The sequence below is a fragment of the Lentzea sp. NPDC060358 genome, from assembly GCF_042725365.1.
Lineage (GTDB): Bacteria > Actinomycetota > Actinomycetes > Mycobacteriales > Pseudonocardiaceae > Lentzea.
The window spans coordinates 24,157-38,113 of record NZ_JBHXCW010000056.1; the positions used below are offsets into that span (position 1 = coordinate 24,157).

Sequence of the window (13,957 nt, forward strand, 5' to 3'; positions counted from 1 at the left end):
CACCCCCTTCGGCTCGCTGGGACGTCAGGACATCGAGGCGATGAGGCTGGCGGGCCGCAGGTCCGTCCAGTTCTCCTCGACGTAGGTCAGGCAGGCGTCGCGGCCGTCCGGGCCGAACGTGGTGGTCCAGCCCTCGGGCACCGGGATGCGCTGCGGCCAGAGCGAGTGCTGGTTCTCCTCGTTGACCAGCACCAGGTACACGCCGTCGACGTCCTCGAACGGGTTGGTGGCCATGACTTCTCTCCTCTTCACCGGGATGGGGTGTCGTGCAGGTGGGCGACGCGGTTCAGCGCGGCGAGCAGGCCGGCCGAGTCCGCGGGGGCGCAGCGGTCCACGGAGGACCGCGCGATCGGCATGGCGCCGGTGGACGACCAGCGCAGCCGGCCGGCGTCGTCGACGTGGCTGCGGGCGTGGCCCGCGTTGTCGGGGTGCAGGCAGTACGGCACGTCGAGCAGGCCGCGCCGGAACGCGGCGAGCAGGGCGGTGCCGGGGTCGGCGGACAGTTCCAGCACGGCCTCGACGAGCGCGGTCGCCTCGGCCAGCACGCCGGTGTCCTCGGTCACCGGGTCGAACGACACCGACGCGGCGGCGAGGGAGGCGCTTTCCAGCGCGGCCACGTTCTCCGCGATGGTCGGGATGCGGTGCGCCTCGGCGACGGTCTTCACGATCAGCCGCCGGGCGCCCGCCCGGACGGCGAGCCGGGCCGCGTTGTCGTTGAGCACCCGCGCACCGGAGCGGGTCCGCGGGTACACGCCCATGTACGTGTAGACCACGACGTGCCAGTCCACATCGGACAGGAACCGCGCCGCGAGGGCGCGCAGGGCGCGGATCGCCTCGGCGTCCTGGTCGGCGCTCGTCTGCTGCGCGTAGCTCAGCGAGACGCTGCGCACGCCGTGGAACCGGAAGAACGCGGCCTCGAGCACGCTCAGCGCGACCAGCAGGCTCGGCGGGCACAGCTGGCCCATCATGCAGCCGCCGAAGGTCTCCAGGTGCCCGGAGAACCCGTCGCACGCCTCGGACCAGTGCGCCACCGAGTCGCGCAGCGGCCGCCTGCTGTAGGGCAGGCAGTAGGACACCGGCCCGCCCTCGGTGGTGTCCAGCCCCGCGGCGGTGAGCGCGCCGAAGACGGCCCGGGGATCGGCGGACCCGTGCCGCACCTGCACGGGGAACCCGTCGAGCCCGGCCAGCACGCCCCGCGTCACCGCCGGGTCGTGCGAGACGATCGGGTAGCCGTTCAGCCGGGCGCCGTCGCGCAGTGCCGCCAGCGCCGCCCGGTGGTCGCCGACCCGCGTGTAGCTGTCGACGGTCAGGGTCCCGACCGTCACGGCGGCGGCGTCGCGCACCGCCCGCAGCCCGGCCCGCATCTCCGCCGGGGACGCCATGCCCATCCGCGGCTGCACCACGAGCCGGCCCTCGGCGGCGGCCCGTGCGACGGCGGCGGCGAACTCCGTCACGAGACCGTGCCCGCCGTGCGGCACAACGACTGCGCGGCGACGAAGGCCAGGAACCGCGTGATGGCCGTGTCGTCGTCGAAGACCTCGGCGAACCCCGCGGCCCGCAACCGCTCCGCCCGCAGGGGTTCCGGGCCGCCGGTGCCGAGCTTGCCGCCGATGACGACGGGCACCGCCGCGGTCCCCGGCCGGCTCCGCAGCTCGGCGAGCGCGCGTTCGCCGTCGCGGTAGCCGTGGCCGTTGACGCTGCTGAGCACGACGAGATCGGGCTGTTCGGCCTCGCACTCGTCGGCGAGCAGCGCGGGCGGCACGCACGCGCCGAGGTTGACCACCCGGTACCCCTGCTCCTCCAGCAGCAGCTGGAGGTACACGAGGTTCCACGTGTGCGAGTCGGACGCGGTTCCGGACAGCAGGACGAGGTTCTTCATGTCATGTCAGGCTTTCTCTGTGGCGGTCCGCCGCGTCGGCGGCACCGGTCGAGCCGGGGAACCAGACGTCCTCGGAGCCCAGCGCGGCGGGCGAGTACTTGCCCACCGCGCTGATCAGCAGCCGGAGCTCGTAGGCGAGGCACTCGACGAGCCGGCGCAGGCCGTGGTCCGGGTCGGCGTCCACGGCGGTCAGCGCCGCCCTGCCGAGCCCGACGGCGGTGGCGCCCAGCGCGAGCGCCTTGACCGCGCGCCCGCCCTCCCACATGCGGCCGGTCGTCAGCAGGCAGCCGGTCGGGGAACCGATCCGGCGCAGGCACTCGGCGAGCGGCAGGCCGACGTGGTCGAGGAACGCGCGGGGCGCCCACCCCGTGCCGCCCTCGGCGCCGTCGACGGTCACCGCGTCCGCGCCGGCCGCCCACGCGCAGGCCGCGGCCAGCGCCACGTCCCGGCCGGGGTGCAGCTTCACCCAGATCCGGGCGCGCGGGAAGTTGTTGCGCATGAACCGGATCTGCTGCCGCAGGATCTCGTCGGTGAACGTCCCCGGGCTGCCCGAGCGCAGCACGCCGGGGCCGGAGGACCACAGGTCGTCGAGCGCGAACTGCTCGGACACCCGTGCCGCGGTGGTGCGGTCGAGCACGGTGAGACCGCCGAGTCCGGGCTTGGCGCCCTGGCCCACCTTGAGCTCGAACCCGAGCCGGCCGGACGCGAGCAGCGGTTCGGCGGACGGGTCGCTGTAGACGAGGTTCCACACCTCGGCGTCGGCGTCCTCGGTGCTCTGCTGCACCACGACCCCGCCCAGTGAGGGCCCGGCCTCGTCGAGGTAGGCGCGGACGCGGGCGAGCATCCCGGTCGTGGAGCCGGGATCGCGGTGGTAGCCGGTGACGGGCACGACGTTCTCGCCGATCACCATCGGGATGCCGAGCGCGCCCGCCTGCCGGCTGGCCGCGACGGAGACCTCGGAGCTGCCGATGCGGGTGGACCCGAAGGCGGACAGGAACACCGGCAGCGCGGAGGTGAAGCCGCCGACCGCCGTCGTCAGGTCCACATCGGACTGCAGCGGCTCGCGGCCGAGGTCGATCAGCTTCTCCAGCCGCAGCGGCATGAACACCGGCGGCACGAGCCGAGCCGCGTCGAGCGCGTCGCCCGCGGTGCCGGTGACCGGCTGCCCGAACACCTCGTGGCCGTAGGACTCGACGGGCGGGAACGCTTCCGCGGCACCGCCCAGAGCCCGTGCGCGCACCTGCTCCTCGGGGAAACCGCCCGCCCTCACGGCGACACCTCGCCGGGGACCTTCGGGTAGGCGTTGACCTGCCACACCGCGTCCAGGCCGGTGAGGAACCGGGTGAGGCGCTCCAGGCCCATGCCGAACCCGGCGCTGCGCGGGACGCCCTCGCGCACGACGTCGAGGTACCAGCGGTACTTCGCGGGGTTCTCCCCCGTCTCGCGCATGCGGGTGACGATCGTGGCGTAGTCGGACTCGCGTTCGCTGCCGCTGACGAGCTCGCCGTAGCCCTCGGGCGCGAGCAGGTCGAAGTTGCGCAGCCGGCCCGGTTCGGTGGTGCTCTCCCGGTCGTAGAACCCGCGCGAGCCCTTCGGGTAGTCGGTGACGAAGAACGGGCGGTCCTTCTTCGAGGACAACAGCTCCTCGCCGGTCCACTCGATCTCGGCGTCGGGGCTCTGCGGGTACTCGAGCCCGTGCAGCTCGTCGACCGCCTGCCGGTGGGAGAGCACGTCGAACGGCCCGGCGAGCAGCTCGGCGAACGCGAGCGGGTCGCGGCCCAGGAGCGCGAACTGGTCGGGAACGGTGGCCAGCGCGTGCTTCACGACGTGGGTCAGCAGCCGTTCCGCCACGCCCATCGCGTCGGCGCGGGAGCCGTGCGCGATCTCCACGTCGATCTGGTGGAACTCCGCGAGGTGGCGCCGGGTGTTGCAGGTCTCGACCGGTTCGGCGCGCACGTTCGGCGCGATGTAGAAGATCTTGTCGAACGCCAGCAGCGAGGCCTGCTTGTAGAGGATGCCGCTGGTCATGACCTTGTACTTGTGGCCGTAGTAGTCGACGTCGAGCTGCTTCGACCCGCGCGCCCCCGGATCGGTCACCGGGCCGATCACCGGCGGGAGCAGTTCGACGAAACCCTCACCGCGCAGGAACGCCCTGGCGGCGCCGAGCACCTCCTGCTGGATGCGCATCGCGGCCCTGGTGGTGTCCGAGGCGAGGTGCCGTGCCAGTGGTGGCGGCAGCCGATCGGCCGGGGGCGCGATCGCGACACTCGTTGCGTGCTCCATGGTTCTTTCCCACCCTTGGTCTCAGTGATCGGGGATGTCAGAGCGCGGACGGCGGGACGATCACGCGCCGCCAGCCGCCGGGGTCGGGCAGGACGCCGCGCTGGGTGTCCACGAGCGCCTGGCGCAGCTCGCGGGTCACCGGCCCGGCGGTGCCGTCGCCGATCACCCAGTCGCCGTCGCGGTCGCGCACGGTGCCGACCGGGGTCACCACGGCCGCCGTGCCGCAGGCGAAGACCTCGGTGATGAGGCCGGCCTCGCACTCCGCGCGCCACTGGTCCACCGAGATCCGCTCCTCGCGGACGGTGTGGCCGAGGCGGTCCGCGAGCACCAGCAGCGACTCGCGGGTGACGCCGGGCAGCAGCGTGCCGGTCAGGCCGGGCGTGACGACCTCGGTGCCGGAGGCCGTGCGGCGGACGAAGAACAGGTTCATCCCGCCCATCTCCTCGACCCACCGGTGCTCGGCGGCGTCGAGCCACACGACCTGCTGGCAGCCCGCCTGGCGGGCGAGGTTCTGCGCGACGAACGACGGCCCGTAGTTCGCGGCGCACTTGACGTCGCCGGTGCCGCCCTGCACGGCGCGGCTGTGCTCGCGGCTGACGAGCACCGACACCGGTTCCAGCGCCTTGTCGCCGAAGAAGCCGCCGGCGACGAACGCCATCAGCAGGAACCGGTACTCGTCGGACGGGCGCAGCATCAGGTTCGGGTCCGTCGCGAACATCAGCGGCCGCAGGTAGAGGCTGATCGACGGGTCGTCGGGCAGGCCGGTGCCGTCGAGCAGCACGAGGTCGTCGAGCGCGGAGAGGAAGTCCTCGACCGGCAGCTCCGGCATGGCGAGCCGGCGGGCGGAGCTCTGGAACCGCAGGGCGTTGCGGTCGGGGCGGAACACCGACACCGAGCCGTCGGGACCGCGGTGGGCCTTCAGCCCCTCGAAGATCACCTGGGCGTAGTGCAGGCCGATCGTCGCCGGGTGCAGCGGCAGCATCTCGAGCGGGCCGACGCGGCGGTCGTGCCAGCCGTCGACGGCGTTCCAGGAGAGGCTGACCATGTGGTCGGTGAACGCGTCGCCGTGGCCGGGGCCGGTGGCGGCGGGGGCGGTCATCGGTGGCGTCATCTGGGCGGTCATCAGGAGTTCCTTTCGTCCGGGATCCGCAGTTCCCGCACGTGGGGGCGGGAGAAGGCGTAGAGCAGCAGCGCGACGAAGCCGCCGGCGAACAGCAGCGCGGCCGTGCCGAGACCGAGAACCTGTGCGAGGAAGCCGAAACCGACCATCGTGAGCGGCGTCAGCGCGTCGTCGGTGAGCGTGAGGACGGATCCGACGCGGCCGATGTACTCCTCGTCGACCGACGCCTGGAACGCGCCGGAGAGCATCGGTGAGGCCAGGCCCGCGACGACACCGACGACGGTCATGCCGGCGAGGGTGGCGGCGTAGCCCGCGTTGCCGACGAGTCCGAGCGACCCGGCCTGGGCGAACAGCAGGAGCACGGCGGCGCGCAACGGCCGTTCCGGCCGCCACTTCAGCGCGATCAGCGTGCCGATCGCCGCGCCACCGCCCATCGCCGCGGTCAGCCACCCCAGTCCGACCCCGCCCCAGCCCCTGCCGACGGCGTGCAGCGCGAGACCGACCGCGACCACCGGGCTGACGAAGACGTTGAGGCCGGACAACGTGATCACGAGGTCCCGGACCTTCGGCGTGTGCCGCAGGTACGCCAGCCCGTCGCGGATGTCGGCGCGGACCGTGCCGCCGGTGGAGCGGGCCAGCGGCCAGCGCGGCCGGACCGCGACCAGCACCGCGAGCACCACGGCGAACGAGAGGAGGTCGAGCGCCATGGCGCCGCCCAGTCCCCACGCCACCAGCACGAGACCGCCGAGCGGTGCGCCGAGCACGCCGGCGAGCCGGTCGAGCAGCTGCCGCAAGGCCGACAGCCTGACCAGTTCGGTCCTGCGCACCAGCTGCCGGGGGAACGCGCCGGCCGCGGGCCCGTAGAACGCGTCCGCCACACCGAACAGCAGGCCGACCGCCATCAGCAGACCGGCGGACACCCCGGTCGCGGCGAGCGCGGTGAGCGCCCCGGCGAGCACGACGATCCGCGCCACGTCCGCGCCGATCATCATGCGGCGGGCGTCGAACCGGTCGGTGAGCGCGCCGCCGACGATGGTCAGCAGGGCGCGCGGGATGGTGGCGCAGGCCAGCACCAGGCCGGCGAGGCCCGCGTTGCCGAGCTGCGCGGCGGTGAACGCCAGTGCGACGTACCAGATCTCGTCACCGACCGCGGACACGCCGGTGGCGAACGCCCAGCCCAGCGCGCGGCGGTCGCGCCAGAGGCTGCGCGGCGCCCCGGTCGCGGCCTCGGGGGCGGCCGGTCGACGACTGCTGACGGACATCGTTCCTCCGAGACGTTCTTTTCGGGCTGTCGTGAGCGGGACAGCCACCAATCTCGGACAGCCCGCTATCCCGGCGACATCACGGGGCAATCGGCGTGGAATAGGCCGCCCGAATTGCACCGGCAGACCACCGAGAAAGCTGCCTGAACTGCGGATACACCCCCGACTATCCCGAGAGTCCCGGAACGGGTGGCCGTGATAGCGGCGGGATTGTCAGCGGGATAGGGCCGGGATTCTCGCGCCGAATAGTTTTTGGACATCAGCCGGGAACAACCGCTGAGAATCCCCCGGAAATGTCGCGAGGAGATCGCCATGACGCACGCCCTGATGACCCGGATCGCCACCACCGCCGCCGGTGCCGCGCTCGTCCTCGGACTCGGCGCCGCGGTCGCCGACGCGGTCGTGCCGGCCGGTTCCGCTCAGGTCGCGGCGGACAGCAACCCGTGGAACGGCGGGCAGGACGACAGCAACCCGTGGAACGGCACCCCCGACAGCAACCCCTGGAACGGGACCCCGGACAGCAACCCGTGGAACGGCGCGCAGGACAGCAACCCCTGGAACTGACTCCGTCCCAGGGGTCGAGGCGGAACCGCCCCTACCCCGCGGCGAGCCCGGTGAGCGCCTGCTCCGCGGCCACCCGCTCCCGGTCCATCCCGCGGTCGCCGAAGGTCTGCACCGCGTGCAGCACGAGCTCCGACGCCCGGTTCGACTCGCCGAGCCGCGCGAGCACCGGCGCCAGGTCCAGCCGGACCGCCGCCGCGCCGACGTGGTCCATGATCCGCTCCCGCGCCGCCAGCGCCTGTTCGAAGTAGCCGAGCGCCGCGCGGTCCCGGCCGAGCACCGCGTTCACCTCGCCGAGGTTGCGCAGCAGGTGCCCCTCGCCGATCACGTCCCGGCTCTCCCGCACCATGTCCAGCACCCGCGCGAACGTGCGCGCGGCCTCCTGGTGCTCCCCGGCCCGCACCTGCACCTGGCCGATCCGCCGCAGCGCGTGCGGGATCCCGCTGCGAAAGCCCGCGTCCTCGAAGATCGAGATCGCCTCGGACAGCTGCGCCCTGGCCTCGTCGGTGCGGCCGCGCCGGCACAGGACGTCGGTCTGGTGCGTCAGCACGATTCCCCGCCCCACCAGGTCTTGCGCGCGGTCGAGGTCGCGCATCGCGGCGGCGTAGAGCACGAGCGCGCCGTCGTCGTCACCCGCCCAGCGCGCGAGCAGCCCGAGGTCGCGGCGGCACAGCGCCAGGCCGCGCGGGTCGTCGAGGTCGACGAACGTCGCCAGCGCCGCCGTCAGCGCCTCGTGCGCGCGGGAGGTCTGGCCGCGGTTGATGTGCAGCGTGCCCAGCGAGCTCAGCACCGCCGCCGTGCCGAGGGCGTTGCCGGCGGACCGGGTGGCCTGCAACGCCTTCTCGTGCGTCTTCTCCCAGTCGTCGAGGTAGCCGTGCGACTCGAACAGCGTCGCGGACGTGACGGCCAGGTCCCAGCACGCCTCGTCGAACCCTGCGTCGGCGGCCTGGGCGATCGCCGCGCACAGGTTGGCCTGCTCGCCGTCGAGCCACTCCAGCGGGTCCGCGAGCACCTGCTGCACGTAGGTCGGCGGCGGGTTCCACCGCGCCGCGCCGCCGTGCAGGATCGCGTGGTCGCCGCCGTAGATCGCGCGGTGGGCCTGCTCCGCCAGCGAAAGCCAGCCGCCGAGCACGCGGCCCACCGCCGCGCGGCGCTCCTCCTGCGGCACCTCGGCGCGCAGCTTCTCGAGCGCGAACAGCCGCACGATGTCCTGGTAGCGGTAGCGGAACTCACCCGTGCGCTCCACTGTGGACACGTCGAGCATCTGCACGTCCACCAGCGGTTCCAGCAGGTCCGACGGGTAGCGCGAGTCGTCGTCGAGCACCGCGCCCGCCACCCAGCCGGGCAGCTCGGGTCCCTGCGCGAGGCCGAGCAGGCCGAACAACGTGCGCGACCGGCGATCCATCCCGTTGTGCGTCAGGGAAAGGCTCGCGCGGATCGTCATCTCGCCGTGCGCCAGCTCGTCGAGCCGGTGCCGTTCGCTCGCGAGCCGGTGCACCATCGAGGCGAGCGACCAGTGCGGCCGGGCCGCGAGCCGGGCGGCGATGATCCGCAGCGCGAGCGGCAGCCCGCCCACCGTGCGCACCAGCGCCTCGGCGGCCTCGGGTTCGCGCGCCACGCGGTCGGTGCCGACGACCCGGCCGAGCAGTTCCAGCGACTGGGCGGGCGTGAACACCTCGACCTCGACCTGGCGCGCGCCCGGCACGCCGGTGAGCCGCGACCGGCTCGTCACGAGCACCGCGCACTGGTTGCTGCCCGGCAGCAGCGGGATGACCTGGCTCTCGGAGGAGGCGTCGTCGAGCACGACGAGCGTGCGCCGTTGCGCCATCAGCGTCCGGTACATCTCGACGCGCTCGTCCAGGGTGATCGGGATGACGGGGCCGGGGATGCCCAGCGCCAGCAGGAACCTGCCGAGGACGTCGATCGCGGCGGCGGGTTCCTCCCGCGTGCCGCGCAGGTCGCAGTAGAGCTGGCCGTCCGGGAACCGCTCGGCGATCCGGTGGCCGACGTGGGCGGCGACGGTGGTCTTGCCGCTGCCGGGTCTGCCGATCACGACGACCACGCCCACGGCTCTTCGCCCGCTGGTGAGCACGGCCTCGGCGGTGCGGATCAGCGCGTCGTTGCCGACGAAGTCGGCGGTGTCGGCGGGCAGCTGGCGCGGGCGTTCGAAGCTCGGGGCGGGCGCGGCGACCGGCCCGGCCGGCTCGGCCTGGGCGGCGACGGCGTCCCCGGAGAGGATCGCGGACTCCAGCAGCCGCAACCGCTCCCCCGGTTCCAGGCCCAGCTCCTCGACGAGCAGGTGCCGGCCCGCCCGGTACACCTCCAGCGCCTCGCCCTGCCGGCCGCCGCGGTGCAGCGCGAGCATCAGCAGGGCGCGCGGCCGTTCGCGCATCGGGTGCTCGTGCACCAGGCGGGTGACCTCGCCGACGATCTGGTGGTGGCGCCCGAGTTCGAGCTCCAGCTCGAGGTGGTCCTCGGTGGCGGTGAGCAGGTCCTCGTCGAGGCGCAGCGCACGGCTGCGCAGCGCCGGGTTCGGCAGCCCGCTCAGGCAGGGCCCGCGCCACAGCGCCACGGCCGAGCGCAGCAGGGTCGCGGCTTCGGCGGCCCTGCCCTCCTTCACCAGCACGCGGGCCTCGGCCAGCTTGCCCGCGAAGACGTGCATGTCGAGCGTGTTGGCGCCGAGCAGCAACTGGTAGCCGGGCACGCGCGTGACGATCGGCAGGTCGACCCCGGCGTCCACCATGGTCTTGCGCAGCCGCGAGACGCAGATCTGCACCTGGGTGCGCGCGGTGTCCGGCGGTTCCTGGTTCCACAGCGTGTCGACGATCTGGTCCGTGCTGACGACCTGGTTGGCCTCCATCAGCAGCAGGGCCAGGACGACCTGCTGACGGCCCGGCGTCACCGGCACCGGTCCCGACGGTCCCTCGACCTCGATCGGCCCGAGGATCCGCAACACCGAACCGCCCGTTTCGCGCAGCACAGCACCCACGTCCGCCGCCCCTCCCTGTACGTCCCCCCAGCGACCGACTGCGCCAATGTATGGAACCGGGAAGTTCTTGTACATCCGGCGGATGCTCCAAGTCTCGCCAAGCGGGCCGGAATTTCACGCGGATGGCGCCGGGAAAGCGCCGTGATAGGCCTGGGTTATCGGCAGCTGCGAGAGTGGGCATAGATTCTGAGCGCCCGAAGGAGTTCGCCATGACGGCAGACCGCCGGCGCACGCCGCCCAGCGCGGCGACGCTGGCCGCGGGCGTGGACCACGTCCGGTTGTCCTACCTGTACCTGGACGCGGGTGACCTGGACGCGTACGCGTCCCTGCTGCACGAGGACGTGCAGGTGCGCCAGCCCGGCACGCCGACCGGCCACGGCCGTGACGCCGCGGTGCGGCTGGCAGGTACCCGCGGCAGCCACGAACTGTTCAAGGTCGTCGCGGAAGGGCATTGCGTGGTGGCGGTCGGGCATTACTCGCCACCGGCCGCCGGGGTCGTGCGCGAATTCGATTTCGCGGACTTCTTCACGCTGTCCGACGACTCCCTGCTGCTGAGCCGGCGGCGGTTCTACTACCTGCCGCCACCCGGACCGGCCGTGTAGCAAGTTGTCTTGTTGTGTTGCATCTTGTTGACAGTCCGTGTTGATGTCCGAGAACCTGAGGCGTCGGGACCCTGCGCGGAGGGACAACGCCCATGCCACGGAAGCCAACTCGCCGGGACTTCTTCAAGGTGGCGGGGGTGGTGGCCGGGGCGGGCGCGGTGACACCGGGCCGGGCCGCCGCGGCACCCGCCGACGAGACGCTCGCGGGCTACAGCGGCCACACCACCGACGGCCGCAGCGTCACGGTGACGAGCACGGCCGGGCAGCAGGTGCGGATCACCGCCTACGGCGACCACGTCGTCCGGTACCGCGCGATCCGCGGCGGGGAGCACTTCTTCGCCGACGACCGGTACGAGATGGTCGACCCGGCGAGCCACGCGTCCATGGGCGGCAGCCTGCGGGTCGTGGACGGCGGCGACCGGCTGACCATCACCACCCCCGCGGCCGACGGCGTGGAGGTGGTGCTGCACAAGAACCCCCTGCGGGCCGAGTTCCGCGCCAGGTCCGGCGAGACGTTCGCCGCGGAGACCGCGACCAGGAGCCTGACCTGGAGCGGAAGCGTGGTTCGGCAGTCGTTCGCCGCACCGGCCGCCGGTGAGCGCTTCGTCAAGGCGGGCCACGGGCTCTACGGGCGCGCGCCGAAGGTCGACCGGACCGGCGACGTCGTCGCGCACAACTACCCGTTGCAGTCCCGGCACATCGACCAGGCACCGGCGATCGTGCCGATGTACCTGTCCTCGCGCGGATACGCGATCTTCTTCAACACCACCTTCGACACGACGTTCGACTTCGGTGGCACCTACGGGTTCTCCGCCGACGGCCACGACTCGCCCGGCGTCCCGCCGCAGCTCGACTACTTCGTGATCAAGGGACCGGAGTTCGCGACGCTGCTCGACCGCTACACGCGGCTGACCGGGCGGCCGAGGTTCCCGCGGCTCGGCGTCTTCGGGCTGCAGCTGTCGGACAAGAACTTCCCGGGCGTCAGCGACCAGAACTGGTGGACGGGCCGGATCACCGCGCTGCGCGGCGCCGGGTTCCCGCTCGACGTCCAGGTCAACGACAACCGGTGGCGCACCGGGTCCGGCGAGTGGGCCGGGTCGTGGTTCGAGTTCAGCCCGCAGCGCTGGCCGGACCCGGCGGGCTTCAAGCGGTGGGCCGACGAGCACGGCGTGCTGACCACGCTCGACTACAACCGCAACAACTCCAACGAGATGGCGGGCTGGATCGGCGGTCCCCCGCCCGGCTACAGCTTCCAGCCCGGCGACCTGACCGGCGTCGACCACCCCGACGCGGTGCCGGACTGGAGCAACCCGGCGGCCAGGGCGTGGGTGTGGGAGGTGTTCTGGTCCAAGGCGTTCGACCCGGCGCTGGGCTTCCCCGGCGACGCGCTCTGGATCGACGAGCCGGACGAGCTGGGCCCGATCCCGTACAGCGCCCTGGCGGCCAACGGACAGCGGTGGTCCGAGCTGCGCAACGCCTACTTCCTCTACTGCCAGAAGGGAGTCGGGCAGGAGGGCTGGGACCGCCAGGTCGGCAGGGCCCGGCGGCCGTGGACCTTCACCCGCGGCGCGACGGCGGGCCAGCAGCGCTACGGCCACCTGTGGACCGGCGACATCGAGTCGACCTACGCCGAGATGAAGGAGCAGATCCGCGGCATGCAGAACGCGGGCCTCGGCGGGTTCCCGTACGCCAACATCGACGCGGGCGGCTTCTTCGGCGGGGTCGTCTCGAGCGGTCTCTACCGCAACTGGGTGGCCGCCTGGGCGAGCCTGTCCCCGGTGTGGCGCCCGCACTCCAACGGCGACACGGCCGCGCTCGGCCCGGCCGGGTCGCGCTGGCCGATCGACCAGGGAACCGCCGAGCAGGCGGACTTCCTCAGGTACAGCAGGCTGCGCTACACGTTCATGCCGTACGTCTACACGATCGCGCACATCGCGCACGCGACCGGCGTGCCGATGGCGAGGGCGATGGTCGTCGACCACCAGAGCAACGCGATGGCGTACACGCACGACCTGCAGTACATGTGGGGGCCGTCGATCCTCGTGATGCCGGTGACCACCGACGTGCCGGGCGAGGTGCAGAAGGTCTGGCTGCCCGCTGGCGAGACCTGGTACGACTTCTGGACCGACGCGCGGCACGCGGGCTCGGACACCGCGGAGAAGAACTGCGTCACGCGCACCGGCGAGATCCTGATGTTCGTGAAGGCGGGCAGCATCCTGCCGAAGTACAAGTACGCGCAGAGCACCGCCTTCCTGGACAAGACCCAGCTCGAGCTCGACGTGTACGCGGGCGAGGACGGCTCGCTCACGCTCTACGAGGACGACGGCACGACCGAGGACTTCCGCTCGAACGCGGCGGCCACGACCCGGATCTCGTTCAGCGACAACGGTGTGCGAACCACGATCGACCACCCCGCCGGCACCTACGCCGGAGCACCGGCAGCGCGGCGCTACGTCGTGCGCGTGCACGGCCTCGACGCCCCGGTCGGCATGCGCGTGAACGGCACGTCCCCGGCCGCGTTCACCGGTGAGGCGGCGGCGGTGCTGAACGGCACCGGCCAGGTCTGGGACGCGACGCGCAAGGTGCTGACCGTCGTGACCCCGATGATCACCGTTCGGTCCGGCGGCACGGCGGCGACCGTCGAGCCGAGCGGCACGCCGTTCCCGGCGCCGTCCGCGAGGACGGTGCACGGGGCCGAGGACGCGGCACGCGGCGGAGCGGTCCTCGCGAGCCGGCACCCCGGCTACACCGGCACCGGCTACGTCGACTTCGCCCACGACGCCGACGACCATGTCGAGTGGACCGTCACCGTGCCCGCCGCCGGCACCCGTTCCCTGGGATTCCGCTACGCCAACGGCGGAACCGCTGACCGTCCACTGAGGATCACCGTGAACGGCGCGGTGGTCGCCACCGGCCTGTCCTTCCCGCCCACGGGCGACTGGCGGACGTGGCGCACCGCCACCCTGACCGCGGCGCTCCCGGCCGGGTCCGTGCGGATCCGCGCGACCGCGACCGGGTCGAGCGCCGGCAACCTCGACTGCCTGGTCGTCGACTGACCTCAGAAGGCCACGGAGGCGTACTGCAGCCCGCCGGTGCTCTCGACCACGACCGCGGCGAGGTCGTTCCTGGCCAGGGCCACCACGCCGTCGAGCGAGGTGCCGGCGACCGACCCGGTGGCGGACCCGGCCCAGCTCGCGGCGACCGCCCGCGTGCCCGACCGGGAGACGACCACGACCCGAAGCGCCTCGCCGTCCGGGAACC

The 13,957-nt window shown here is 72.9% G+C and carries 11 protein-coding genes and 1 pseudogene; 3 read left to right on the forward strand and 9 right to left on the reverse strand.

What is annotated here, in order from left to right; genetic code table 11:
• Positions 1 to 24 precede the first annotated feature (24 nt).
• From ACFWGZ_RS14860 to ACFWGZ_RS14890, 7 genes are read right to left on the reverse strand one after another with little or no spacing between them, the layout of a single operon-like run.
• Positions 25 to 234: an MbtH family protein gene (locus tag ACFWGZ_RS14860; protein WP_330854339.1), complete on the reverse strand. Its 210-nt coding sequence runs from the start codon at positions 232 to 234 to the stop codon at positions 25 to 27.
• A gap of 14 nt (positions 235 to 248) precedes the next feature.
• Positions 249 to 1,454 carry a methylaspartate mutase gene (locus ACFWGZ_RS14865; RefSeq protein WP_382452040.1) on the reverse strand — a complete coding sequence of 402 codons (1,206 nt, stop codon included), beginning with the start codon at positions 1,452 to 1,454 and terminating at the stop codon, positions 249 to 251.
• Positions 1,451 to 1,879: a cobalamin B12-binding domain-containing protein gene (locus ACFWGZ_RS14870; protein WP_382452041.1), complete on the reverse strand. Its 429-nt coding sequence runs from the start codon at positions 1,877 to 1,879 to the stop codon at positions 1,451 to 1,453. Before ACFWGZ_RS14870 ends, ACFWGZ_RS14865 begins: the two co-directional genes overlap by 4 nt.
• A gap of 1 nt (position 1,880) precedes the next feature.
• Positions 1,881 to 3,149 (reverse strand): glutamate synthase-related protein, encoded by a 1,269-nt coding sequence (locus ACFWGZ_RS14875; protein ID WP_382452042.1) that lies wholly within the window; start codon positions 3,147 to 3,149, stop codon positions 1,881 to 1,883.
• Positions 3,146 to 4,162, reverse strand: a complete 1,017-nt coding sequence (locus ACFWGZ_RS14880) for an asparagine synthetase A (protein WP_382452043.1) — start codon at positions 4,160 to 4,162, stop codon at positions 3,146 to 3,148. Before ACFWGZ_RS14880 ends, ACFWGZ_RS14875 begins: the two co-directional genes overlap by 4 nt.
• A 37-nt stretch (positions 4,163 to 4,199) precedes the next feature.
• Positions 4,200 to 5,285 (reverse strand): branched-chain amino acid aminotransferase, encoded by a 1,086-nt coding sequence (locus tag ACFWGZ_RS14885; RefSeq protein ID WP_382452044.1) that lies wholly within the window; start codon positions 5,283 to 5,285, stop codon positions 4,200 to 4,202.
• Complete coding sequence (locus tag ACFWGZ_RS14890; protein ID WP_382452045.1) at positions 5,285 to 6,544, reverse strand: MFS transporter; 1,260 nt, start codon at positions 6,542 to 6,544, stop codon at positions 5,285 to 5,287. Before ACFWGZ_RS14890 ends, ACFWGZ_RS14885 begins: the two co-directional genes overlap by 1 nt.
• Positions 6,545 to 6,856: 312 nt before the next feature.
• On the opposite strand from ACFWGZ_RS14890, the gene ACFWGZ_RS14895 reads away from it, so the two are divergent.
• Positions 6,857 to 7,108 (forward strand): hypothetical protein, encoded by a 252-nt coding sequence (locus ACFWGZ_RS14895; RefSeq protein WP_382452046.1) that lies wholly within the window; start codon positions 6,857 to 6,859, stop codon positions 7,106 to 7,108.
• A 31-nt stretch (positions 7,109 to 7,139) separates the two neighbouring features.
• Here the strand turns inward: ACFWGZ_RS14895 and ACFWGZ_RS14900 are convergent, their stop codons facing one another.
• Positions 7,140 to 10,094, reverse strand: coding sequence for a BTAD domain-containing putative transcriptional regulator (locus ACFWGZ_RS14900; RefSeq protein WP_382452047.1), 2,955 nt, complete (start codon positions 10,092 to 10,094; stop codon positions 7,140 to 7,142).
• A 209-nt stretch (positions 10,095 to 10,303) separates the two neighbouring features.
• On the opposite strand from ACFWGZ_RS14900, the gene ACFWGZ_RS14905 reads away from it, so the two are divergent.
• Complete coding sequence (locus tag ACFWGZ_RS14905) at positions 10,304 to 10,696, forward strand: nuclear transport factor 2 family protein (protein WP_382452048.1); 393 nt, start codon at positions 10,304 to 10,306, stop codon at positions 10,694 to 10,696.
• A 92-nt stretch (positions 10,697 to 10,788) separates the two neighbouring features.
• Entirely contained in the window at positions 10,789 to 13,752 is a 2,964-nt protein-coding gene (locus tag ACFWGZ_RS14910; protein ID WP_382452049.1) for a TIM-barrel domain-containing protein, read from the forward strand.
• A gap of 2 nt (positions 13,753 to 13,754) precedes the next feature.
• Here ACFWGZ_RS14910 and ACFWGZ_RS14915 read toward each other — a convergent pair.
• A pseudogene (locus tag ACFWGZ_RS14915) lies at positions 13,755 to 13,957 on the reverse strand (anti-sigma factor); the annotation flags it as partial.

Bases quoted from the DNA above. Each gene is read 5' to 3' on its own strand.
- ACFWGZ_RS14885 (WP_382452044.1), bottom strand. From the start codon at position 5,285: ATGACCGCCCAGATGACGCCACCGATGACCGCCCCCGCCGCCACCGGC.
- ACFWGZ_RS14890 (WP_382452045.1), bottom strand. From the start codon at position 6,544: ATGTCCGTCAGCAGTCGTCGACCGGCCGCCCCCGAGGCCGCGACCGGG.
- ACFWGZ_RS14910 (WP_382452049.1), top strand. From the start codon at position 10,789: ATGCCACGGAAGCCAACTCGCCGGGACTTCTTCAAGGTGGCGGGGGTG.
- ACFWGZ_RS14905 (WP_382452048.1), top strand. From the start codon at position 10,304: ATGACGGCAGACCGCCGGCGCACGCCGCCCAGCGCGGCGACGCTGGCC.
- ACFWGZ_RS14895 (WP_382452046.1), top strand. From the start codon at position 6,857: ATGACGCACGCCCTGATGACCCGGATCGCCACCACCGCCGCCGGTGCC.
- ACFWGZ_RS14880 (WP_382452043.1), bottom strand. From the start codon at position 4,162: ATGGAGCACGCAACGAGTGTCGCGATCGCGCCCCCGGCCGATCGGCTG.
- ACFWGZ_RS14860 (WP_330854339.1), bottom strand. From the start codon at position 234: ATGGCCACCAACCCGTTCGAGGACGTCGACGGCGTGTACCTGGTGCTG.
- ACFWGZ_RS14870 (WP_382452041.1), bottom strand. From the start codon at position 1,879: ATGAAGAACCTCGTCCTGCTGTCCGGAACCGCGTCCGACTCGCACACG.